This is a genomic window from Burkholderia metallica (assembly GCF_001718555.1).
Taxonomy (GTDB): domain Bacteria; phylum Pseudomonadota; class Gammaproteobacteria; order Burkholderiales; family Burkholderiaceae; genus Burkholderia; species Burkholderia metallica.
Window position 1 is genome coordinate 1,326,329 of sequence record NZ_CP013403.1, and the last position, 20,904, is coordinate 1,347,232.

Below are 20,904 nucleotides of genomic sequence, written 5' to 3' on the forward strand. Positions count from 1 at the left end.
CGTTGACGAAACCCCGCATGGTATCCGACGCCATTTATCGCGCCAGCCCGCAGGTTTACCCGCATTAGACAATAGCAAGCGACTTTGTCATTGACAAATATTCGGCGCGGGAAGATGATCCGCTCACTCCCCTCAACACATGGCTCGCAGCCACGGAACGCAACATGGCCAAAGCATTCGCCTCCCAAGCCGATCTGGAAGAGAAGAAAGTCACCTGGACGAAGCTGTCCGACAACGCGTACGCGTACACCGCCGAAGGCGACCCGAACTCGGGCGTGATCATCGGCGACGACAGCGTGCTGATCGTCGATACGACCGCGACGCCGGCGATGGCCCAGGACCTGATCGCGAAGATCCGCAGCGTGACCGACAAGCCGATCAAGCACGTCGTGCTGTCGCACTACCACGCGGTGCGCGTGCTCGGCGCGTCCGCGTATTTCGACGAAGGCGCGCAGCACGTGATCGCGAGCCGCGGCACGTACGAGATGATCGTCGAGCGCGGCGAGGCCGACATGAAGTCGGAGATCGAGCGCTTCCCGCGCCTGTTCGCCGGTGTCGAGACGGTGCCCGGCCTGACGTGGCCGACGCTCGTGTTCGAGCGCGAGATCACGCTGTTCCTCGGCAAGCTCGAAGTGAAGATCATGCACGTCGGCTCGGGCCACACGAAGGGCGACACGATCGTCTGGATTCCGTCGCAGAAGGTGCTGTTCTCGGGCGACCTCGTCGAATACGACGCCGCGTGCTATTGCGGCGACGCGCAGCTCGAACAGTGGCCGGCCACGCTCGAGGCGCTGCGCGCGCTCGGCGCCGAGAAGCTCGTGCCGGGCCGCGGCCCGGCGCTGCTGAACCCGGCCGACGTGAACAAGGGGCTCGACTACACGAAGGATTTCGTCACGACGCTGCTCGCCCAGGGCCGCAAGGCCGTCGAGCAGAAACTCGACCTGAAGGCGTCGATGGCGCTCACGCGCGAAGCGATGGACCCGAAGTTCGGCCACGTGTTCATCTACGAGCACTGTTTGCCGTTCGACGTGTCGCGTGCGTACGACGAAGCGAGCGGCATCACCCATCCGCGCATCTGGACCGCGCAGCGCGACAAGGAAATGTGGGCCGCGCTGCAGGACTGAGCACCCGAGGGCGGGGCACCCGGCAGGGCGCCCCGCCTTTTTGCTGAAGCGGCGACCGGCCGCGGCGTTGCGCCGCCTGCCCGTCCGCCGTCATCCGATCTCATCAGAAAGCAGGGCGCACGTACGCCCTGGGAGACGGCTGCGCGCTCGAATCGTGCAGCCTGTTTGGAGAGAGACATGCCCCGATCGCTTCCCGCCGAAGCGACGCTCGCGCACGCGAGCGCTTCGGCTTCCGTATCCGCCGCCACGGACGACGCGCAACTGTTCCGCAAGATCGCGTGGCGGATCGTGCCGTTCCTGTTCCTCTGCTACGTCGTGTCGTTCCTCGACCGCATCAACATCGGCTTCGCGCAGTTGCAGATGAAGCACGATCTCGGCTTCAGCGACGCGATGTACGGCCTCGGCGCCGCGGTGTTCTATGTCGGCTACGTGTTCTGCGAAGTGCCGAGCAACCTGCTGCTCGCGCGTTTCGGCGCGCGCCGCACGTTCACGCGGATCATGCTGCTGTGGGGCATCGCGTCGACCGGGATGATGTTCGTGTCGCAGCCGTCGCATTTCTACGTGCTGCGCTTCCTGCTCGGCGTGTTCGAAGCGGGCTTCTTTCCCGGCATCGTGCTGTACCTGACCTACTGGTTCCCCGCGAACCGGCGGGCGGCCGCGATCTCGGTGTTCTTCGCGGGCGTCGCGGTGGCCGGCGTGCTCGGCGGCCTGATGTCGGGCTGGATCATGCGCGACATGAGCGGCGTGCTCGGGCTGCACGGCTGGCAGTGGATGTTCGCGATCGAAGGCGCGCCGGCGATCCTGCTCGCGTTCGCCGCGTTCAAGTTGCTGGTCGACCGGCCGCAGGATGCCGCGTGGCTCAGTTCCGCCGAAAAGGCGCGGGTCGCCGCGCTATGCGCCGACGGCCGCGGGCACGGCCACGCGCACGACGGGCGCAGCCTCGCGGCGGCGCTGGCCAACCCGCGCGTGTACCTGTTCGCGTTCATCTATTTCTCGCTGACGTGCGCGTCGCTCACGCTCAACTTCTGGATGCCGCTGATGATCCGCGACTTCGGCGTGACCGACGTCGTGGCCGTGAGCCTGTACACGGTCGTACCGAATGCGGTCGGCGCGGTGGGGCTGATCCTGATCGCTCGCCGGTCGGACCGCACCGGCGAGCGCCGCAGGCACTTCGCGTGCTGCACGATCGGCGGCGGGCTCGCGCTCGCGGCGCTGACGCTGCATCTGCACAGCTTCGCGGCGATGCTCGCGTGCCTGTCGATCGCGGCGACGCTGATCTTCGCCGCGCTGCCGATCTTCTGGGCCGTGCCGACCCGCTATCTGTCGGGCAACGCGGCCGCGGCCGGGATCGCGCTGATCAGCAGCATCGGGATCACGAGCGGCATCGTCAGCCCGTGGGTGATCGGGATGATCCGCACGCGCACCGGCAGCATGGATCTCGCCGTGTATCTGCTGGCCGCGCTGCTGGTGGCGAGCGGCGTCGCGCTGATGCTCGGCGTGAAGGGCGAAGCCGTAACGCACGTAACGCGCGACTGAGCGAGCCACGGCCGGTGGCCGCCCGCGGGCGACGGCGACCGGCATCCCGTACGAGCCCCGCATCCCCATCCATCGAGGAGACGATCGATGTCAGCCCCTCTTCAAGCGGACGCCGCGCGAGCCGCGGTGTCCGGCATCGCGGCAACGGACGACGACGCGCTGTACCGGCGCATCGGCGCGCGGATCGTGCCGTTCCTGTTCATCTGCTACATCGTGTCGATCCTCGATCGCAGCAACATCGGCTTCGCGCAGTTGCAGATGCGGCAGGATCTCGGCCTGACCGACGCGATGTACAGCCTCGGCGCGGTGCTGTTCTTCGTCGGCTACGTGCTGTTCGAGGTGCCGAGCAACGCGCTGCTGCGCCGCTTCGGCGCGCGCCGCACGTTCGCGCGGATCATGTTCCTGTGGGGCGCGGTATCGGTCGCGATGATCACCGTCGACAGCGCGAAGCATTTCTACGTGCTGCGCTTCCTGCTCGGGCTGTTCGAGGCCGGGTTCTTTCCGGGCGTGGTGTTCTACCTGACGTACTGGTATCCGGCGCGCCGGCGCGCGTCCGTGCTGTCGATCTTCTATGCGGGCGTCGCGGTGGCCGGGATGGTCGGCGGACTGCTGTCGGGCTGGCTGATGCGCGGGATGTCGGGCGTGCTCGGGCTGCACGGCTGGCAATGGATGTTCGCGATCGAGGGCGCGCCCGCGATCGTGCTCGGCGTGATCGCGTGGTTCTGGCTGTGCGATCGTCCGGAGCACGCGCGCTGGCTGTCCGACGCCGATCGCGAGCGGCTCGCGGCGGACCTGGCCGCGGACCGCGCCGGTGCCGATACGCCGGCGCCGCACTCGCTGCGGCAGGTGCTGGCCGAACCGCGTACGTATCTGTTCGCGTTCATCTACTTCTCGCTGACCACCGCGCTGCTGATGCTGCTGTTCTGGATGCCGCTGATGATCCGCGAATTCGGCATCCGCGACGTCGTGCAGATCAGCCTGCTGTCGGTCGTGCCGAACGCGGTCGGCGCGGCCGGCCTGATCGCGATCGCGCGGCGCTCGGATCGCAAACGCGAACGACGCCGGCACTTCGCCGCCTGTGCGTTCGGCGGCGCGGTGGCGCTCGCGCTGCTGACGCTGCACCTGCCGAGCATCGTCGCGATGATGGCGCTGCTGTCGATCGCGGCGATGCTGATCTTCGCCGCGCATCCGGTGTTCTGGGCGGTGCCGTCCGCGTATTTCTCGGGAGCCGGCGCGGCGGGCGGGATCGCGTTGATCAGCAGCATCGGCGTGTCGAGCGGGATGATCACGCCGTGGCTCGTCGGGCTGATCCGCATGAGGACCGGCAGCATGGACCCGGCGATGCTGATGATCGCGGCGCTGTTGGCCGCGTGCGCGGTCGCGATGCTGCTGGGCGTGCGGGCGGAGCCGCGTGCGCGGGACGCGTGATGCGGACGGCCGGGGCGCGGTTCGGTGGACGTACGAAAACAGCCCGCGCGGGACGAGCAGGCCGAGGTGCGGCGCCGGCTTGCACGATCGGTCGCGCATAGGTATGGGTCGCGCAAGCGGCGGGCAGCCAGGTGCGTGCCCCGAAGCTACGCCCGATTGACCTCGATCCGGTTGCGGCCGCGCGCCTTCGCGAGATAGAGCGCCTTGTCGGCGCGCGACAGCGGCTGGTAGGCGCCGAAATCCGACGTCCGCATCGCGTCGATGCCGATGCTGACGGTCAGCGCGACCTGCTGGTCCTCGTGCACGAGCCGCGCGTGCATCGCGCGTTGCTGCACGCGCTGCGCGAATGCCAGCGCGGCGTCGAGATCCGCCTTCGGCAGCACGACCGCGAATTCTTCGCCGCCGACCCGGCCGACGACGTCGTCCGGTCCGGTTTCCGCGAGCAATAGCCGCGCGAAATGCCGCAGCGCGCGGTCGCCGACCGGGTGGCCCCAGCGGTCGTTCAGCGCCTTGAAGTGATCGAGATCGAGCATCAGCACCGCGGCGGCGAAGCCGGTCGCGCGCACGTTGCGCAGCGCGGCTTCGCTTTGCCGCATGAACGCGTGGCGGTTCGACAGTTGCGTCAGGTGGTCGGTCGTCGCCATCCGGTGCAGTTCGGCTTCGATGTGCTTGCGGTCGGTCGCGTCGGTGATGAAGCCGTGCCATACGGTGCCGCCGTCGGCCGTGCGCTGCGGACGCGCATCGCCTTCGCGCCAGCGCAGCCCCTGGCCGGGCAGCAGCACGCGATATTCGAGGCGCCAAGGCGTGAGCCGTACCGACGAGTCGTGCAGCGACTGCCGATACGCGGCCAGGTCGGCCGGATGAATCCGCGTCTCGACCGCCTGCGCGCTATGGGCGATCTGCTCGGGCGTCAGTTCGTAGATGTCGCGGACACCCGCGCTCGCATAGGAAAAGAAGCGGCGCCCGTCGGCCGCCTGCCGCAGCTGGAACACGAGCCCGGGCACCTGGTCGGTGAGATCCGCGACGAGCGCCGCCGAATCGCGCAACCGTGCGGCGAGCTCGCGCAGCGCGGTGATGTCCGTGGTCGTGCCGACCATCCGCAGCGCGCGGCCGTTGCGGTCGCGCGCGATCACCTTGCCGCGGCTGACGATCCATTTGTACGTGCCGTCCTTGCAGCGGATGCGGTGCTCGACCGCGTAGCAGTCGGTGCGGCGCTCGAAGTGCGCGCGCATCGCGGCCTTCACGTCGTCGACGTCGTCGGGATGCAGCCGTTCGTACGCCTCCTCGATCCGCGTGCCGAGCTCGTGCGGCGCGTAGCCGAGGATCGCCTTCCACGCCGGCGAGTAATGGATCTCGCCGGTTTCCACGTTGCGATCCCACACGCCGGTGCCGCTCTCCGTGAGCGCGAGCGTGGTCAGCGTGCCGTGCTCCTCGACGCTGCGCAGACGTTCGCGCAGCGCGGCGGCTTCGAGCGCGCGGGCAAGCGCGCTTGCGGCCAGCGCGGCGAGGTCGCGCAGCAGCGCGCGTCTGGCGGTGTCGAGCGCGGCGGGCTGGTCGTCGACGATGCACAACGTGCCGAGCGTCGCGCCATCGGATGCGCTCAGGTCGCTGGCTGCGACGATCCGCAACGAGCGACGCGAGGTGCCGTCGCACGGCGCGTCGGTATTCGTGTCGTGCGGAGCAAAGCGGGCATCGGCAGCGAGGGCCGGCTCGACGCGGGACGGCAGGCCATCGGCGCAAAGCGGATCGGGCAGGGCGCCGTCGGCGGCCAGCACGCGTTGCGCACCGGCTTCGGTGTGCGCAATGAACGCGCCGGCGGCGCCGAAATGCGCACGCGCGACACGGCAGACGGCATCCAGTTCCGGCAGCGGCGCGCGCGCGGGCTGGCGGTCGGCCGAACCGTGCGCACAGGCCGGCGCATCGCCGGTCTCGGTGATGAACATACGGACCCGCATCGTCGAATTCCGCAACTGGAGATGGCCTCGTGATCGGACGAATACCGGGCGAACGAGGCCGCTTGAAGACTGCAATCGCAGAGCTTACTGATACGCGAATTGTGTGGCAAGCGGGTTGGAATCGGTCGTATGAATGCGATTCTTGTTCCGACGACGAACGAATCGGGCGAGGTTTTCCGCAGACGAATCCGGCGAGCGGCACGTGTCCGAAACTGGCCGTCGAACCATCGGGTAACGGCCGGCGATTCGCCGCCGTTCACCGCGTTTCGCGGCACGTCCCGGAGACCGCCGTGCGTGTCGTTTTCGATCTGCGGGACGTGCGGCGGTCAGCGGGCAAGCGCGTAGCGCGGTGCGGGCGTGTCGGCCGACAGATGCGGCGCCATCGTGCGGCGCGCGGCCTCGTACGCGGCCCATTCGTCGCCGGCATGCAGCGACGGGATCGTCACGAGTTCGCCGCGATCGAAGCCGACCAGTGCCGCGTCGACCATGTCGGCCGCCGGCATCACGATTTCCTTCGGCAGATGTTCGAGCGGCAGGCCAGCCGTCTGCCAGAAATCGGTGGCGGTCGCGCCGGGCAGCACGGCCTGCACCTGCACGCCCTTGTCGGCGAGCTCGTGATGCAGCGACTGGCTGAATGCGAGCACGAACGCCTTGCTGCCGCCGTACACGCCGTTCAGCGTTTCCGGCGAGATCGCGACGATCGACGAAATGTTGATCACCGCGCCGCGGCCGCGCGCGACGAAGCCGGGCACCGCCGCATAGGTGAGGCGCGTGAGCGCGGTCACGTTCAGGTCGATCATCCGCGTCATCGCGTCGACGTCGGCGTCGAGCAGCGGCGCATGCGTGCCGATGCCCGCGTTGTTCACGAGCAGCGTGATGCTCGCATCCTGCTTCAGCTTCGCCTCGACCGTGGCGAGCGCGGCGCGGTCGTTGAGGTCGGCGTCGATGATCTCGACGCCGCGCTGCGTGTCGTTCGTGATGCGCTCGGCGAGGGCGGCCAGCCGCTCGCGGCTGCGCGCGACCAGGATCAGGTCGTAGCCGCGGCGCGCGAGGCGGTCGGCGTAGACGGCGCCGATGCCCGAAGAGGCGCCGGTGATGAGGGCGGTACCGCGATGTGCTTGCGTCATGATGTGCTCCGTTTCGAGGGATTGGCCGGATGGCGTGAAGCCATTCTGGTCTCGAATCGCTGCGACACAAATGACGTAGATGGGTATGATTCAGGACATCGGGCCGATTCGCGTGCCCGGCACGGGAGAACGCACATGCACCGTATCGGCTTTCTGATCAGCGATGGCTTCCAGATCATGGCGCTCGCCGCGCAGTCGGTGTTCGAGTACGCGAACCTCGGCATGAGCGAGCCGTTCTACGTGATGGACAACTATTCGGTCGACGGCGGCGACGTGCGTTCGTCGCTCGGGCTGCCGGTTGCGACGCGCGCGCTGCGCGGGCGGATCGGCGTCGACACGTGGATCGTCGCGGGCGTCAACGATCCGCTCGCGTCGCCGGCGCCGGCCGGGGTCGTCGCGTACCTGCGCCGCGCCAGCGCGCGTGCCCGGCGGATCGCCGGCATCTGCACGGGCGCGTTCGTGCTGGCCGAAGCCGGGCTGCTCGCGCAGCGCCGCGCGACCACGCACTGGGCGTTCGGCCGCGACATGCAGCGGCACTACCCGGAGATTCGCGTCGAGGACGACCGGATCTACATCGTCGACGGCCCGATCTGGACGTCGGCCGGGATGACGGCCGGCCTCGACCTCGCGCTCGCGATGGTGGAAAAGGATCTGGGCGCCGATGCCGCCCGGTCGGTCGCGCACAAGCTCGTGATGCACCAGCGCCGCGCCGGCGGCCAGTCGCAGCATTCGGAAATGCTCGATCTCGCGCCGAAATCCGACCGGATCCAGAATGCGCTGAATTACGCGCGGCAGCATCTCGACCGCGCGCTGACGGTCGAGGATCTCGCCGCGGCCGTACACCTGAGCCCGCGTCAGTTCAGCCGCGTGTTCACGCTCGAAACGGGGCAGTCGCCCGCGAAGGCGATCGAGCGGCTGCGGCTCGAATCGGCGCGGCTGATGATCGAGCAGAGCCGCCATCCGCTCGATGTGATCGCGAAGGAAAACGGCTTTCGCGACCGTCGACACATGCGCGAGGCGTTCGTGCGCGGGTTCGGCGTGCCGCCGCAGGCGATGCGGCGCGACGCGCGGGCGGACGAGAGGGAAACGGGGTGAACCGTTGCCGGCATAGGCATAGGCCGGTTCTGCACGTTCTGCCGACGGTTGCTGTATGACGGCGACGAGCGGCCCGTTCGAACTGAGCTGCCGCGCGGCTTTCAGCGGGTGACGAACGGCGCGGCGTCGTCTGGGGCCGTCCGCGCATGCTTGCGCTGGCGCAGCAGGGCGACGCGGCAGTTCTCGCGCGCGGTTTCGCGGCCGTCGTCGTCGAGCAGCACGAGATCGCCGCGCATCACGTTCAGCGTGATCACGTCCTCGCCCGGCGCGCCGAGCGTTTGCGGCGTATGCACCGAGCCGGCCGGTTCGAGCACCGTCGAGCCGGCATGTGCCACCCAGTCGTATTCGAGATAGCGCCACGCCCCCTGCAACGTATGGACGAACACGTCGCCGTCGTGACGGTGGCGCGGCAGCCTGCCGCCGGCCGGCATTTTCAGCAGCGCGGTGAGCGTGTCCTCGGCTGCATTGATGTGCAGGTACTTGATCGCCAGCCCCGGCAGGTCGACGCTCATCGGCAGCCACGGCAACGCATCGCCGGGCAGGCACGAGATCGGTGGCAGGTCGGTGGCGAGCGGGGCTGACGGCTGCGTCATGGCGGAGGCGGAGCGGAAATGGAGAGCCCGCATTATCGCAGAGCACCCGGCTCGCGCGGCCGAACGGGACGTTTCGCGTCGGGTCGGGCACCGGCGCAGCGGCGATCCTTACATCTTGAAATATGCAGCTAAACTGTACAGTTTTCCTGTATATCTGCTATCTTGAATTCATGAACACGCGATCGTCTCCCTCCGAAGCGCTCCCCGTGGCCGGTCTCGCCGGCGAACTCCGCATCTCGGTCGGCAAGCTGATGCGGCGGATGCGGGAGCAGATCCACCCGAACGACCTGACGTCGTCGCAGAAATCGGTGCTGTTGCGGCTCGATCGCGACGGCCCGGCAACCGTATCGGCGCTCGCGCGTGCCGAAAGCGTGCGTCCGCAGTCGATGCGCGTGACGGTCGCGACGCTCGAGACGCTGGGCGCCGTCAGCGGCGAACCCGATCCCGCCGACGGCCGGCAGACGCTGATCGCGCTCACGCCCCGTTTCCGCAAGGTGCTGCAGGCCAACCGTGCGGCCAAGGACGACTGGCTGTTCCGTGCGCTGCACGCGCAACTGTCGGAGGCCGAGCGGGCCGAGCTTGCATCGGCCGTGAAGCTGTTGCAGCGACTCGCGGAATTCCAGGAACCGCCGCGCCCGTGAATTGCATCGATCCGCTGGCCGAAAGGACAACCCGACCATGAACCTCCCGCATCTCGTGTCGTATTTCTTCGGCGGCGCGTTTCTCGCGAACGTCGTGCCGCATCTCGTCAGCGGGCTGCGCGGCGAGCCGTTCCAGGCGCCGTTCGCGAATCCGCCCGGGCGCGGATGGTCGTCGTCCACGGTGAACGTCCTGTGGGGCGTCGCGAACCTCGTGGTCGCTTATGTGCTGGTGTGCCGGGTCGGCGATTTCGACCTCCGGGTCACCGCCGACGCGGCGGCGTTCGGCCTCGGCATCCTCGTGCTCGGCCTGTTCGTCGCGCGGCACTTCGGCGCGCTGCACGGCGGCAACGAGCCCGACCGGGACCGGCCATGAGCGTGCCGGCGGCGGGCGTGTTCCGCTCGCTTCGCAGCTTCAACTATCGCGTGTGGGCGATCGGCTCGCTGGTGTCGAACATCGGCACGTGGATTCAGCGCACCGCGCAGGACTGGCTCGTCCTCACGCAGCTCACGCATCACGACGCGTCGGCCGTCGGCATCGTGATGGCGCTGCAGTTCGGCCCGCAGCTTCTGCTGCTGCCGTGGACGGGTTACGCAGCCGACCGTTTCGACCAGCGCAGGCTGCTGATGGCGACGCAGGCGCTGATGGGCGGGCTCGCGCTGTTGCTGGGGCTGCTGACGGTGACCGGGGTCGCGCAGCTGTGGCACGTATATCTGTTCGCGTTCCTGTTCGGCTGCGCGTCGGCGTTCGATGCGCCGGTGCGGCAGACGTTCGTCGCGGAACTGGTCGCCGATCGCGAGCTGGCGAACGCCGTCGCGCTCAACTCGACGTCGTTCAACGCGGCGCGGATGATCGGCCCGGCGGCGGCCGGCTTCATCATCGCGTCGGTCGGCACCGGCTGGGCGTTCCTGCTCAACGGGCTCAGTTTCGTCGCGGTGCTGGCGTCGCTGTCGATGCTGCGCGCCGACGAGCTGCGCGCGCACGCGCGGGCCGACCGCATGCGCGGGAGTCTGCTCGACGGGTTCCGTTACGTGTGGCGGCGCCCGGACCTGAAGGCGATTCTCGTGATGCTGTTCCTGATCGGCACGTTCGGGCTCAATTTCCAGCTGTTCATCTCGACGATGGCGGCCAGCGTGTTTCACGTCGACGCGCGCGGCTTCGGCGTGCTGTCGTCGATGATGGCCGTCGGCACGATCACCGGCGCGTTGCTCGCCGCGCGCCGCGACCGGCCGCGCTTCCGGCATCTGTGGATCGGCGCGGCGCTGTTCGGGCTCGGCTGCACGCTGGCCGCGCTGGCGCCCGGCTACTGGCTGTTCGGCGCCGCGCTCGTCCTGACCGGGATCGCCGCGATCACGTTCATGAACTCGACCAATAGCCTCGTGCAACTGTCGACCGAGCCGGCGATGCGCGGGCGCGTGATGGCGCTGCGTCTCGCGGTGGCGCTCGGCGGCACGCCGATCGGTGCGCCGGTGGCCGGCTGGGTCGCGAACCACCTCGGTCCTCGCTGGGCGCTCGGGGTCGGCGCGATGTCGGGGTTTGCCGCGGCGCTCGTCGCGGCGCATTTTCTGAAGCGCATGCGGGCGCAGGGCGGTGCGGGCGATGGTTTTTGAGCGACTGTGAAAGGGGCGCAGGTTGTTCAGTTTTTCGGCCGGACAGCGCTCGGTCGGTCAGCACCCAGCCGTTCAGCACCCAGCCGCCTAACCATCAAGCCCCCGGCCGCGCGGCCGCATGCGCAGCTTCGAGACACGACTGAAACAGCAGCGCGGCCCGCGACGGCCGCGGCGAGCGCCGCAGCAGGCTCACGAACCGGCACCGGTAATTGAACCGTTGCGGCGCGATCGGCTGCATCAGCCCCTTGTTTTCGAAACTCTCCGCGTAATGGTCGGGCAGGAAGCCGAGATAGCGGCCGGACAGGATCAGCGTCGCGATCGACTCCTGATCCGACGCGGTCGCGCTGCGGGTGAGCTTCGCGCGGTGGCTCAGCTCCATGTTCGGCGAATGAAAGCCGAGGCCGGCGAACGCATGGTTGCGGATCGTCGTCCACGTGAGCTTGCCGTGCGGCGCATCGAAGAGCGGATGCTGGCGGCCGCAGTAGAGCAGCATCCGTTCGTCGAACAGCTCCGAATACACGAGGCTGCCCGAATTGCGGTGCGCGGGAATGATCCCGACCTGATAGCTGCCGTCGATGATCCCGCGCTCCACCTCGTTGATCGACGCGACATGCAGGTTCAGCGCGACGTCGGGGGCTTCGTCGGCGAACTGGCGGATCGCGTCGCCGAGCCGCGCGTTCGCGTTGGTGGCCGTCTTGTCGAACACCGCGATGTGCAGTTCGCCGCCCATTCTGTCGTGAATGCCGTCGATCCTGCTGCGAAATGCTTCCATCGACGCGAGCAGCCGCAACGTCTCCTCGTACACCGTCTGGCCCTCGGGCGTCAGCGTGAAGCCCGCGCGACCGCGCCGGCACAGCACGAGGCCGAGACGCGTTTCCAGATCCTTCACGTGCCGGCTGATCGTCGAGATGCCGATATTCAGTTCCAGTTCGGCCGCCGCCATCCCGCCGCACTGCACGACGCCCTTGAAGACCCGCAGCAGGCGGAGATCCATGTCGCTGAGCTGCCCGAGCAGCGCGCGACTCTTCGGTTTCTTTGCTTGCATGGATGCGCAAGTGAACATTGATATTGCGATATTCAAAAGACTAATTGGCCTCCCGACAATGCGCAATATCAACATAAGGAGGAGGGGCGCGACGCGCCGACCGACATGACCGACATCACCACCGCCCAACACGACGAAACCGGCCTTCGCACCGACGCCGCATGGCTCGACGCGCACTGGATGCCGTTCACGGCCAACCGCCAGTTCAAGGCCGATCCGCGCATGATCGTGTCGGGCCAGGGCGCGTATTACACCGATGCCGAAGGCCGCAAGATCTTCGACGGCCTGTCGGGCCTCTGGTGTACGGGCCTCGGTCACGGCCGCACGGAAATCGTCGAAGCCGTGAGCCGCCAGATCGCGCAGCTCGACTACGCACCGGCCTTCCAGTTCGGCCATCCGAAATCGTTCGAACTCGCGAACAAGATCAAGGAACTGACGCCGGCCGGCCTCGACTACGTGTTTTTCACGGGCTCGGGCTCGGAAGCGGCCGACACCTCGCTGAAGCTGGCCCGCGCCTACTGGCGCGCGAAGGGCAAGGGCACTAAGACGCGCCTGATCGGCCGCGAGAAGGGCTATCACGGCGTGAACTTCGGCGGAATTTCGGTGGGCGGGATCGGGCCGAACCGCAAGCTGTTCGGCCAGGGCCTCGACGCCGATTTCCTGCCACACACGCAACTCGCCGAGAACAAGTTCTCGCGCGGCATGCCCGAGCACGGCGCCGAGCTGGCCGACCGCCTGCTCGAACTGATCGCGCTGCACGACGCGTCGAACATCGCGGCCGTGATCGTCGAGCCGTTCTCCGGGTCGGCGGGCGTGGTCGTGCCGCCGAAGGGCTATCTGAAGCGTCTGCGCGACATCTGTACCGCGCACGACATCCTGCTGATTTTCGATGAAGTCATCACGGGCTTCGGCCGTGCCGGTGCGATGACGGGCGCCGACGCGTTCGGCGTGGTGCCGGACATCATGAACTTCGCGAAGCAGGTGACGAACGGCACGCAGCCGCTCGGCGGCGTGATCGCGACGAAGGAAATCTACGACACGTTCATGGCCGCGGGCGGCCCCGAGTACATGCTCGAGTTCCCGCACGGCTACACGTATTCCGCGCATCCGGTCGCGTGCGCGGCCGGCGTCGCGGCGCTCGACCTGCTCGTGAAGGAAGACGCGGTGGCGCGCGTGCGCGATCTCGCGCCGCATTTCGAGGCCGCGGTGCACGGGCTGAAGGGCCAGCGCCACATCGCCGACATCCGCAACTACGGGCTGGCTGCCGGCCTGACGATCGCGGCGCTGCCGGGCGAACCGGCACGGCGCCCGTACGAAATCGCGATGCGATGCTGGGCGAAGGGCTTCTACGTGCGCTACGGCGGCGACACGATCCAGCTGGCGCCGCCGTTCATCTCGGAAAAGCGCGAGATCGACAACCTGGTCAATGCGCTGTCCGACGCCCTGAACGAAGTGGACTGAGCCGCGGCCGGCCCTGGGCGACAACCGAATTCAAGAAAGAGTCTGAACGATGAAACACGACAGCAATGTGACCTCCACCGTCGGCCACCTGATCGACGGCAAGCGCGTCGACGGCGGCAGCCGCGTCCAGCCGGTATTCGACCCGGCCACCGGTGAATCGCACAAGAGCGTCGCGCTCGCCGACAAGCTGACCGTCGAAGCCGCGATCGCGTCCGCGCAGGCCGCGTTCCCGGCGTGGCGCAACACACCGCCGCTGAAGCGCGCCCGCGTGATGAGCCGCTTCAAGACGTTGCTCGAAGAGCACGCCGATGAGCTTTGCGCACTGATCACGGCCGAGCACGGCAAGGTGCTCGCCGACGCGATGGGCGAACTGCAGCGCGGGATCGAGAACGTCGAATACGCAACCTATGTACCCGAGCTGCTGAAGGGCGAGCACAGCAAGAACGTCGGCCCCGCGATCGATTCGTGGAGCGAGTTCCAGGCGCTCGGCGTCGCGGCCGGCATCACGCCGTTCAACTTCCCGGTGATGGTGCCGCTGTGGATGTGGCCGATGGCCGTCGCGTGCGGCAACACGTTCGTGCTGAAGCCGTCGGAGCGCACGCCGTCGTCGACGCTGCGCATGGCCGAGCTCGCGCTCGAAGCCGGCCTGCCGCCGGGCGTGCTGAACGTCGTGAACGGCGACAAGGAAGCGGTCGACACGCTGCTGACCGATCCGCGCGTGAAGGCCGTGAGCTTCGTCGGCTCGACGCCGATCGCCGAATACATCTACTCGACCGGCTGCGCGCACGGCAAGCGCGTGCAGGCGCTCGGCGGCGCGAAGAACTTCGCGGTCGTGATGCCCGACGCCGACATCGGCAACGCGGTGAACGCGCTGATGGGCGCTGCGTACGGCTCGTGCGGCGAGCGCTGCATGGCGATTCCGCTCGTCGTCGCGATCGGCGACGAGACGGGCGACCAGGTCGTTGCCGGCCTGAAGGCCGAGATCGAGAAGATGAAGGTCGGCCCGGGCAACGGTGCGGGCGTCGACATGGGCCCGCTCGTCACGCAGCAGCATTTCGAGAAGGTGACGGGCTTCGTCGATGCGGGCGTGCAAGCCGGTGCGACGCTCGTCGTCGACGGCCGCAGCGTGAAGGTCGACGGTCACGACGGCGGCTACTACCTCGGCCCGTGCCTGTTCGACAACGTGAAGCCCGGGATGCCGATCTACCAGCACGAGATCTTCGGGCCGGTGCTCGGCGTGATCCGGCTGAAATCGCTCGACGAGGCGATGGCGCTGATCGACGCGCACGAGTACGGCAACGGCACGTGCCTGTTCACGCGCGACGGCGAGGCCGCGCGCTACTTCAGCGACAACATCCAGATCGGCATGGTCGGCATCAACGTGCCGCTGCCGGTGCCGGTCGCGTACCACTCGTTCGGCGGCTGGAAGCGTTCGCTGTTCGGCGATCTGCACGCATACGGCCCGGACGCCGTGCGTTTCTATACGAAGCGCAAGACGATCACGCAGCGCTGGCCGTCGGCCGGCGTGCGCGAAGGGACGGTGTTCAGCTTCCCGTCGAACCGCTGACGCGCCACCTGACTGCCTGCGTCGTCCGCCCGCGTGGCGGCGGACGGTGCACCGCAGTCGGCGCAATCGCGAACAGGCCCGCCCGGATCGACGATCCGCGCGGGCTTTTCTGCGTCCGCGCGATGGGCGCGGAACGCGGCGGATCGACGCTTACGGCGCGACCACGTGCCACATGTCCTTGAAGTTGTCGCCGTTGCGGTCGCCCTGTTTCATGTCCTTCGAGAAGAAGTACAGCGGCTTGCCCTTGTACGCCCATTGCGGGCTGCCGTCGTCGCGCTTGACGATCGTGTAGGGGCCGACCGGAACGTCGGTCGCGCTGGCCTTGTACGGCGGCCAGAAGGATTCGCACTGGCCCGTGCACGCGCTGGTGCCGGCGTTGGGCTTGTCCTTGTCGAACGTGTAGACGGTCATCCCGTTCGCGGCGACGAGCGAACCGTTTTCGACTTTCGTGATCGAGCCTTGAGCCGACGCCGAAGCGGATGCAATGGCGAGCAGGGTGGAGCTGACGAGCAGCGCGGCTTTCATGAGGGCCTCCTGTAATCCGGTGGGCGGCCGCGATCGTGCACGGGCGAGCGTGCGCCAGGATCGCGATGAATGGTGCCGGAGCACGATGCCGTCGCCGCCGGTGCGAGCGACGCAGGGTCGAATGGCGGCGAACGGAGCGCTCCATTCACGATAGGCGGTTTTTGGCGGGGCTGCGAGAAGATCGGGGGCATATCGGCCGGGCGTAGGCGTCGCGTAACGGCAGGGCGATCGCCGCCGTGCGCCGTGCCAAAACATCTGTCCCCGAAGGGCGCGCCGCGTACGCCTGTGCGTCGGCGCCTTCACGCGCGACCCGTGCGACCGGCGCGGCCGAAGCAGCCCGAGCGGCATCGCCGCGGCGCCGAGCGCGCGCACGGCCGGCTCGACGGCCGCCGGCCTCGTTGAGCACCGGCTGGCCGCGCGAGCGAAGCGAATGGCGACTTTGGCGCGGTGGCGGCTCGATCCGCGAAGCGGCTCGCAGGGTCGCCCGCCAGGGTTCGCGACATCATGCCCGCGCGTCTCGAATCGGGCAGCCGGCCTGCACGGAAACGCAGCGTCGTCCGCCCGGACGCCTATGCTTGAAAGGCCCGGACCGGGCGGAGCCTATGGAGGCGGATCATGCGCATGCTTCTCAACATACGAATCCCTCACGAGCCGTTCAACACGCTGGTGCGCGACGGCAGCGTCGGCGACGTGATCGCGCGAATACTCGAATCGGCCAAGCCGGAAGCCGTGTATTTCACCGAGCAGCATGGCGGGCGCGGCGCGGTCATGATCGTCGCCATCGACGACCCATCGCAGATCCCGGCGCTCGCGGAGCCGTGGTTCCTGATGCTGAATGCGGACTGCGAGTTCCGCGTGGCGATGTTGCCGGAGGATCTCCGCAACGCCGGGCTCGCGCAACTCGGTGCGAAGTGGAAATAGCCGGACGCTTGCGCATGACCGTGCGCCTGCCCGGAAACCGGGCGGGCGGCAGGGCGCGGCACCTGCGTGCCGACTATCGAGCCGACTACCTGGCCGACTACGGAGCCGGCTGCGACGGCTCGACGTTCGCCGCTTGCGCGCCTTTCGGCCGCAGCATCAACAGCAGGCCGCTCAGTGCCGCCGCGGCGACCAACACGACGAAGAACCGTTCGTTCCATTGATACAGTCCGTCGGACGCCACGCCGCCGTGTGTCCCGGCCGTGCTGCCGGCTTCCAGCAAGAACGTGAAGACCGCCGGCACCGGCGCGGAGCCGAGGTAGGCGAAGAATGCGCACCGCAGCCGGCCGCGGGTCAGGATCGACCAGATGTCCTTGCCGGCCAGCCACGCGACGAGCACCACCGGCGGCACGAGCACGAGCGACGCGGCGCTGATCGCGCATAGCAGCAGCCAGCCGATTCCCACGAGCGGAATGAGTGACATGAATCGGGATTCCTGTTTTCGAGCGATCCTGTTTTTAATTGCACATCGGTATCCGCGTCACCGGATGACCGTGGCATGCACGGCGCTTCACGGAGTGTGCCCGATTCCGTGCCGCCTGCCATCCGCCGGCGCCGATGTGCATCGATGCGCTCAGCCGGACGCACCTTCCCCCAACGCCTGGATGAAGCGCGAAAACAGCTCGGGCTGCGACGAGATGCCGAGCTTCGCGTAAAGATGCCGCCGGTGCACCTTAACCGTTTCGGGTGATATCGCGAGCCGTTCGGCAATCGCCTTCGACGAATTGCCGCGCAGCACCATGCGCGCGATCGACATTTCGCGTTCGGTCAGCACGCCCGCGCCGAAGCGCGCGAGCGCCTGCTCGACGCGCGCGCCGAGATCGGCGTCGGGCGTCGTGCGCGCCGCGTCGCCGACCTGCCGCCAGTGCTGGCGGATCGCCGCGAGCACCCACGGCATCGCGGCCGTCAGCTTGCCGAGCGGCTCGACGTCGAACCGCGTGCTTGCGCCGAGCGACAGCGACAGCAGCGTGTCGGCGTCGGGCCGTACGAGGATCTGGATCTCGTCGTCGCCCACCGCATCGCGAAAGTAGCTCAGGAAATATTCGCTCTGGCGGAACAGGTCGGGCGCGACTTCCTCGAGCCGGTAGCAGCCGTCGGCGAGCCCGTCGTGCGCGGCCTGCAGGAACGGGTCGAGCAGATACAGGCCGTTCAGGTACAGCGGCACGGGCGATGCGCTGTCGGTGCCGCCCGTGTCGTATTCGTCGAGCACGAGCGGTACGCCGTCGGGGCCGATCGCGGTCGCGAGCGCGTTGTCGAACGGCGCCATTTCATTGAGAAGCAGCACCAGGAACCGCCAGAAGCGCGGCTGGCCGAGATGATCGATTGCGCGGCCGAGCGCCTGGTGCATCGCGATTTCGGAAAAGAGACGATCCATACCACCACCGGAAGGGCGTAACACGAAGGGGGAATAGCGGTCCTGAAATTGGCTTCCTAGACTGCCACGCAATCAACCGGGCCCGAGTATGGGCGTTCAAAAATGAGCAGCATAGGAGCACAGGAGAACGAAATGGCGATGATGTCGGAATCGACGGGCCCGCTGCAAGCGGCGCCTGCCACGCAAGACGCACCGCGCGCGCTGTCGCAGACGCTCAGCGTGCGCGATGCCGTGATGATCACCGTATCGGGCGTGACGCCCGCAAGCTCGATCTTCGTGATCGCGCCGTTCGCGATCCAGCAGGCCGGCAGCGGCGCGGTGCTGTCGTTCCTGCTCGGCGGCGTGCTCGCGCTGGCGTTCGCGCTCTGTTACGCGGAGCTCAGCGCCGCGCACCGCAGTGCAGGCGGCGAATACGTCATGGCCAAGCGCGTGTTCGGCACACTGCCCGGCTACCTGACCTTCATCACGGTGCTGTCCGTCAGCGTGTTCATCCCGGCCGTGCTCGCGAGCGGCGCTGCGCCGTACCTGAACAACGCGCTCGGCACGCACTTCGGCAACCAGTCGGTCGCGCTGACGATCGTGCTGCTCAGCTACCTGCTCGGCATGCTGAACATTAAGACGAACGCGTGGATCACCGGTGCGTTCCTCGTCGTCGAGATCGGCGTGCTGATGCTGATCGCAGGCCTCGGCTTCGGTTCGCCGCATCGCGGCGCCGACGCGCTGATCGCGCCGGTCGTCGCGAGCGGCAACGCGCTCGTGCCGGCGACGCTCGCGGCCATCGTGCCGGCGATCGGCACCGCGATCTTCTGCTACAACGGCTTCGGCTCGGCCGCGTATCTCGCGGAAGACCTGCGCGGCGGCAACCGCAACGTCGCGAAGGCGGTGATCTATTCGCTGCTCGTGATTCTCGTCGTCGAACTGGTGCCGCTCACCGCCATCGTGCTCGGCGCGCCGTCGCTGACGGAACTGACGAAGAGCGCCGACCCGATCGGCTATGTCGTGCGTTCGCTCAGCAACCCGGCCGTGTCGCGGGTGGTGAGCGGCGGGATCTTCCTGTCGGTGTTCAACGCCATCATCGCGATCGTGATCACGATGGGGCGCCTGCTGTACAGCAGCGGCCGGCACGCGCTCTGGTCGCGCGCGTGCAACCGTGCATTCTCGACGATTCATCCGCGCTTCGAATCGCCGTGGCTCGCCACGATCGCGCTCGCGGTGCCGTCGGCCGGGCTCGTGTTCGTGTCGAGCCTCGACGAGCTGACCGCGTTCACGGTCGACCTGCTGCTGATGATCTACCTGGTCGTCGGGCTGGCCGCACTCGCGAGCCGGTTCGTGCGCCGCGACGTCGAGCATCATTACCGGATGCCGTTGTGGCCCGTCACGCCGCTCGTCGCGGTGGTCGGCGCCGCCTATACGCTGTACACGACGCTGGCCACCGCGACGAAACCGACCGACCTGATCATCATCGGCGCGCTGCTGGTCGCCGCGCTCGCGATGTATGCGGTCTGGGCGCGCCACAGCGAAGCGTTCCGCGCGCTCTGAGCGCCGGCCCTGCCGAAGCACTGAAACACCGAACCATATCGAAAGACTGGAGGAATCACATCATGCGCACGAGGGATCTCGGCATCCGCATCGGACTCGGCACGCCGGGCCGCTTCAACGCGATCACGGACGTTGCCGGCGTGCGGGTCGGACATTGCACGCTGAACGTCGAGAACGGCGATGCATCGGTCCGCACCGGCGTCACCGTCATCGAGCCGCGCGCGGGCGCCGCGCACGATTCGCCGTGCTTCGCGGGCGTGCACGTGCTGAACGGCAACGGCGATGCGACGGGGCTCGAATGGATTCGCGAGGCCGGCCTGCTGACCACGCCGATCGCCTATACGAACACGCACAGCGTCGGCGCGGTGCGCGACGCGCTCGTCGCGAACGAGCGCGAAGCGGCGGCCGGCCGCGTGTACTGGTGCATGCCGGTCGTGATGGAAACCTACGACGGGTTGCTCAACGACATCTGGGGGCAGCACGTGAGCGCCGCGCACGTGCAGCGCGCGCTGGCGGCCGCGCAGTCCGGCCCCGTCGCCGAAGGCGGCGTGGGCGGCGGCACGGGGATGATCTGCCACGAGTTCAAGGGCGGCATCGGCACCGCGTCGCGCGTGCTCGCGGCCGATGCGGGCGGCTGGACCGTCGGCGCGCTCGTGCAGGCGAACTACGGCGTGCGCGAGATGCTGCGCGTGGCCGGCTACCCGGTCGGCGAGGTGCTGCGGCACGTGCCTTCCCCGTTCCGCGCGCCGAACGCGCAAGGCGAGGCCGGGATGGGCTCGATCGTCGTGACGATCGCGACCGACGCGCCGCTGCTGCCGCATCAATGCACGCGTCTCGCGCAGCGTGCGAGCGTCGGGCTCGCGCGGGTCGGCGGCGGCACCGAGGATTCGAGCGGCGACATCTTCCTCGCGTTCGCCACGGGCAACGACGGCCTGCCGGCAGCGAACTACGGCAGCAAGGGCGCGCCGACCACCGGCGTGCAGATGGTCAACAACGACCATATTTCCGCGCTGTTCGTCGCGGCGGCGGAAGCGGTGGAGGAAGCGATCGTGAATGCGCTCGTCGCGGGCGGCGACGTCGAGTCGCGCGGGGCGCGGGTCGAAGGGCTGGGTCAGGCGCGCTTGCTCGATGCGTTGCGCGAGGTAGGCTGGCGGCCGGGACGCGGCGCCTGAAACGGCAAGCGCCGCTTCAATCGAAGCGGCACGGGGCGGCGCGCCGATGCGGCGCCCGGCCGGCCCGCCGCGCGCCCGCGCATGCGATGTGTGCGACGCGGGCGATGTTGGCGTGGCCGTGACGACGCGGCGTCA

19 protein-coding genes are annotated in these 20,904 nt (G+C 68.3%); 12 read left to right on the top strand and 7 right to left on the bottom strand.

Annotation, left to right across the window (positions count from 1 at the left end; genetic code table 11):
- Positions 1-164 precede the first annotated feature (164 nt).
- The 3 genes from WJ16_RS25580 (at position 165) to WJ16_RS25590 (ending at position 4,088) form a co-directional block, all read left to right on the top strand.
- Positions 165-1,124, top strand: coding sequence for an MBL fold metallo-hydrolase (locus WJ16_RS25580; protein ID WP_069259828.1), 960 nt, complete (start codon positions 165-167; stop codon positions 1,122-1,124).
- 177 nt (positions 1,125-1,301) lie between these two features.
- Entirely contained in the window at positions 1,302-2,660 is a 1,359-nt protein-coding gene (locus WJ16_RS25585; protein WP_069259829.1) for an MFS transporter, read from the top strand.
- 87 nt (positions 2,661-2,747) lie between these two features.
- Complete coding sequence (locus WJ16_RS25590; protein ID WP_069259830.1) at positions 2,748-4,088, top strand: MFS transporter; 1,341 nt, start codon at positions 2,748-2,750, stop codon at positions 4,086-4,088.
- A 146-nt stretch (positions 4,089-4,234) separates the two neighbouring features.
- Here WJ16_RS25590 and WJ16_RS25595 read toward each other — a convergent pair whose 3' ends face one another.
- Together WJ16_RS25595 and WJ16_RS25600 are read right to left on the bottom strand one after the other, a co-directional pair.
- Positions 4,235-6,043 carry a sensor domain-containing diguanylate cyclase gene (locus WJ16_RS25595; RefSeq protein ID WP_236858382.1) on the bottom strand — a complete coding sequence of 603 codons (1,809 nt, stop codon included), beginning with the start codon at positions 6,041-6,043 and terminating at the stop codon, positions 4,235-4,237.
- Positions 6,044-6,369: 326 nt separating this feature from the next.
- Positions 6,370-7,170, bottom strand: a complete 801-nt coding sequence (locus WJ16_RS25600; protein WP_069259832.1) for an SDR family NAD(P)-dependent oxidoreductase — start codon at positions 7,168-7,170, stop codon at positions 6,370-6,372.
- Between the two features lie 135 nt (positions 7,171-7,305).
- Here WJ16_RS25600 and WJ16_RS25605 point away from each other — a divergent pair, with 135 nt between their 5' ends.
- The gene (locus tag WJ16_RS25605) at positions 7,306-8,265 is read left to right on the top strand and encodes a GlxA family transcriptional regulator (protein WP_069259833.1); all 960 of its coding nucleotides are present in this window, start codon (positions 7,306-7,308) and stop codon (positions 8,263-8,265) included.
- A gap of 101 nt (positions 8,266-8,366) precedes the next feature.
- Here the strand turns inward: WJ16_RS25605 and WJ16_RS25610 are convergent, their stop codons facing one another.
- The gene (locus WJ16_RS25610) at positions 8,367-8,858 is read right to left on the bottom strand and encodes a 2,4'-dihydroxyacetophenone dioxygenase family protein (RefSeq protein WP_069259834.1); all 492 of its coding nucleotides are present in this window, start codon (positions 8,856-8,858) and stop codon (positions 8,367-8,369) included.
- A 170-nt stretch (positions 8,859-9,028) separates the two neighbouring features.
- Here WJ16_RS25610 and WJ16_RS25615 point away from each other — a divergent pair, with 170 nt between their 5' ends.
- The 3 genes from WJ16_RS25615 to WJ16_RS25625 are packed head-to-tail and all read left to right on the top strand — an operon-like array spanning position 9,029 to position 11,107.
- Positions 9,029-9,499, top strand: a complete 471-nt coding sequence (locus WJ16_RS25615; RefSeq protein ID WP_069259835.1) for a MarR family winged helix-turn-helix transcriptional regulator — start codon at positions 9,029-9,031, stop codon at positions 9,497-9,499.
- Positions 9,500-9,536: 37 nt separating this feature from the next.
- The gene (locus tag WJ16_RS25620; protein WP_069259836.1) at positions 9,537-9,872 is read left to right on the top strand and encodes a hypothetical protein; all 336 of its coding nucleotides are present in this window, start codon (positions 9,537-9,539) and stop codon (positions 9,870-9,872) included.
- Positions 9,869-11,107 carry an MFS transporter gene (locus WJ16_RS25625; protein WP_069259837.1) on the top strand — a complete coding sequence of 413 codons (1,239 nt, stop codon included), beginning with the start codon at positions 9,869-9,871 and terminating at the stop codon, positions 11,105-11,107. Before WJ16_RS25620 ends, WJ16_RS25625 begins: the two co-directional genes overlap by 4 nt.
- 94 nt (positions 11,108-11,201) lie before the next feature.
- Here the strand turns inward: WJ16_RS25625 and WJ16_RS25630 are convergent, their stop codons facing one another.
- Positions 11,202-12,152, bottom strand: coding sequence for a LysR family transcriptional regulator (locus WJ16_RS25630; RefSeq protein WP_069259838.1), 951 nt, complete (start codon positions 12,150-12,152; stop codon positions 11,202-11,204).
- A gap of 105 nt (positions 12,153-12,257) precedes the next feature.
- Between WJ16_RS25630 and aptA the strand changes: the two genes are divergently transcribed.
- Together aptA and WJ16_RS25640 are read left to right on the top strand one after the other, a co-directional pair.
- Positions 12,258-13,613 (top strand): omega-aminotransferase AptA, encoded by a 1,356-nt coding sequence (gene aptA, locus WJ16_RS25635; protein ID WP_069259839.1) that lies wholly within the window; start codon positions 12,258-12,260, stop codon positions 13,611-13,613.
- A 49-nt stretch (positions 13,614-13,662) separates the two neighbouring features.
- On the top strand, positions 13,663-15,180 hold the full coding sequence (locus WJ16_RS25640) for a CoA-acylating methylmalonate-semialdehyde dehydrogenase (protein WP_069259840.1): 1,518 nt from the start codon (positions 13,663-13,665) through the stop codon (positions 15,178-15,180).
- A 150-nt stretch (positions 15,181-15,330) separates the two neighbouring features.
- On the opposite strand, the gene WJ16_RS25645 is transcribed toward WJ16_RS25640, so the two are convergent.
- Positions 15,331-15,705 carry a COG4315 family predicted lipoprotein gene (locus WJ16_RS25645; RefSeq protein WP_069259841.1) on the bottom strand — a complete coding sequence of 125 codons (375 nt, stop codon included), beginning with the start codon at positions 15,703-15,705 and terminating at the stop codon, positions 15,331-15,333.
- Between the two features lie 615 nt (positions 15,706-16,320).
- Here WJ16_RS25645 and WJ16_RS25650 point away from each other — a divergent pair.
- Positions 16,321-16,626 (top strand): panthothenate synthetase, encoded by a 306-nt coding sequence (locus tag WJ16_RS25650; protein WP_069259842.1) that lies wholly within the window; start codon positions 16,321-16,323, stop codon positions 16,624-16,626.
- A 97-nt stretch (positions 16,627-16,723) separates the two neighbouring features.
- Here the strand turns inward: WJ16_RS25650 and WJ16_RS25655 are convergent, their stop codons facing one another.
- Together WJ16_RS25655 and WJ16_RS25660 are read right to left on the bottom strand one after the other, a co-directional pair.
- Entirely contained in the window at positions 16,724-17,107 is a 384-nt protein-coding gene (locus WJ16_RS25655) for a hypothetical protein (protein ID WP_069259843.1), read from the bottom strand.
- Positions 17,108-17,257: 150 nt separating this feature from the next.
- Positions 17,258-18,058, bottom strand: coding sequence for a helix-turn-helix transcriptional regulator (locus WJ16_RS25660; RefSeq protein WP_069259844.1), 801 nt, complete (start codon positions 18,056-18,058; stop codon positions 17,258-17,260).
- 132 nt (positions 18,059-18,190) lie between these two features.
- Here WJ16_RS25660 and WJ16_RS25665 point away from each other — a divergent pair, with 132 nt between their 5' ends.
- Together WJ16_RS25665 and WJ16_RS25670 are read left to right on the top strand one after the other, a co-directional pair.
- Positions 18,191-19,597 (top strand): APC family permease, encoded by a 1,407-nt coding sequence (locus tag WJ16_RS25665; RefSeq protein WP_069259845.1) that lies wholly within the window; start codon positions 18,191-18,193, stop codon positions 19,595-19,597.
- Between the two features lie 62 nt (positions 19,598-19,659).
- A complete protein-coding gene (locus WJ16_RS25670) occupies positions 19,660-20,769 on the top strand; it encodes a DmpA family aminopeptidase (protein ID WP_069259846.1) in 1,110 nt (369 codons plus the stop codon).
- The last annotated feature ends 135 nt before the right edge of the window (positions 20,770-20,904 follow it).

Bases quoted from the DNA above. Each gene is read 5' to 3' on its own strand.
- WJ16_RS25665 (WP_069259845.1), top strand. From the start codon at position 18,191: ATGGCGATGATGTCGGAATCGACGGGCCCGCTGCAAGCGGCGCCTGCC.
- WJ16_RS25670 (WP_069259846.1), top strand. From the start codon at position 19,660: ATGCGCACGAGGGATCTCGGCATCCGCATCGGACTCGGCACGCCGGGC.
- WJ16_RS25630 (WP_069259838.1), bottom strand. From the start codon at position 12,152: ATGCAAGCAAAGAAACCGAAGAGTCGCGCGCTGCTCGGGCAGCTCAGC.
- WJ16_RS25615 (WP_069259835.1), top strand. From the start codon at position 9,029: ATGAACACGCGATCGTCTCCCTCCGAAGCGCTCCCCGTGGCCGGTCTC.
- WJ16_RS25655 (WP_069259843.1), bottom strand. From the start codon at position 17,107: ATGTCACTCATTCCGCTCGTGGGAATCGGCTGGCTGCTGCTATGCGCG.
- WJ16_RS25595 (WP_236858382.1), bottom strand. From the start codon at position 6,043: ATGCGGGTCCGTATGTTCATCACCGAGACCGGCGATGCGCCGGCCTGT.
- WJ16_RS25590 (WP_069259830.1), top strand. From the start codon at position 2,748: ATGTCAGCCCCTCTTCAAGCGGACGCCGCGCGAGCCGCGGTGTCCGGC.
- WJ16_RS25585 (WP_069259829.1), top strand. From the start codon at position 1,302: ATGCCCCGATCGCTTCCCGCCGAAGCGACGCTCGCGCACGCGAGCGCT.
- WJ16_RS25650 (WP_069259842.1), top strand. From the start codon at position 16,321: ATGCGCATGCTTCTCAACATACGAATCCCTCACGAGCCGTTCAACACG.
- WJ16_RS25645 (WP_069259841.1), bottom strand. From the start codon at position 15,705: ATGAAAGCCGCGCTGCTCGTCAGCTCCACCCTGCTCGCCATTGCATCC.
- aptA (WP_069259839.1), top strand. From the start codon at position 12,258: ATGACCGACATCACCACCGCCCAACACGACGAAACCGGCCTTCGCACC.
- WJ16_RS25600 (WP_069259832.1), bottom strand. From the start codon at position 7,170: ATGACGCAAGCACATCGCGGTACCGCCCTCATCACCGGCGCCTCTTCG.
- WJ16_RS25625 (WP_069259837.1), top strand. From the start codon at position 9,869: ATGAGCGTGCCGGCGGCGGGCGTGTTCCGCTCGCTTCGCAGCTTCAAC.
- WJ16_RS25580 (WP_069259828.1), top strand. From the start codon at position 165: ATGGCCAAAGCATTCGCCTCCCAAGCCGATCTGGAAGAGAAGAAAGTC.
- WJ16_RS25640 (WP_069259840.1), top strand. From the start codon at position 13,663: ATGAAACACGACAGCAATGTGACCTCCACCGTCGGCCACCTGATCGAC.
- WJ16_RS25620 (WP_069259836.1), top strand. From the start codon at position 9,537: ATGAACCTCCCGCATCTCGTGTCGTATTTCTTCGGCGGCGCGTTTCTC.
- WJ16_RS25660 (WP_069259844.1), bottom strand. From the start codon at position 18,058: ATGGATCGTCTCTTTTCCGAAATCGCGATGCACCAGGCGCTCGGCCGC.
- WJ16_RS25610 (WP_069259834.1), bottom strand. From the start codon at position 8,858: ATGACGCAGCCGTCAGCCCCGCTCGCCACCGACCTGCCACCGATCTCG.
- WJ16_RS25605 (WP_069259833.1), top strand. From the start codon at position 7,306: ATGCACCGTATCGGCTTTCTGATCAGCGATGGCTTCCAGATCATGGCG.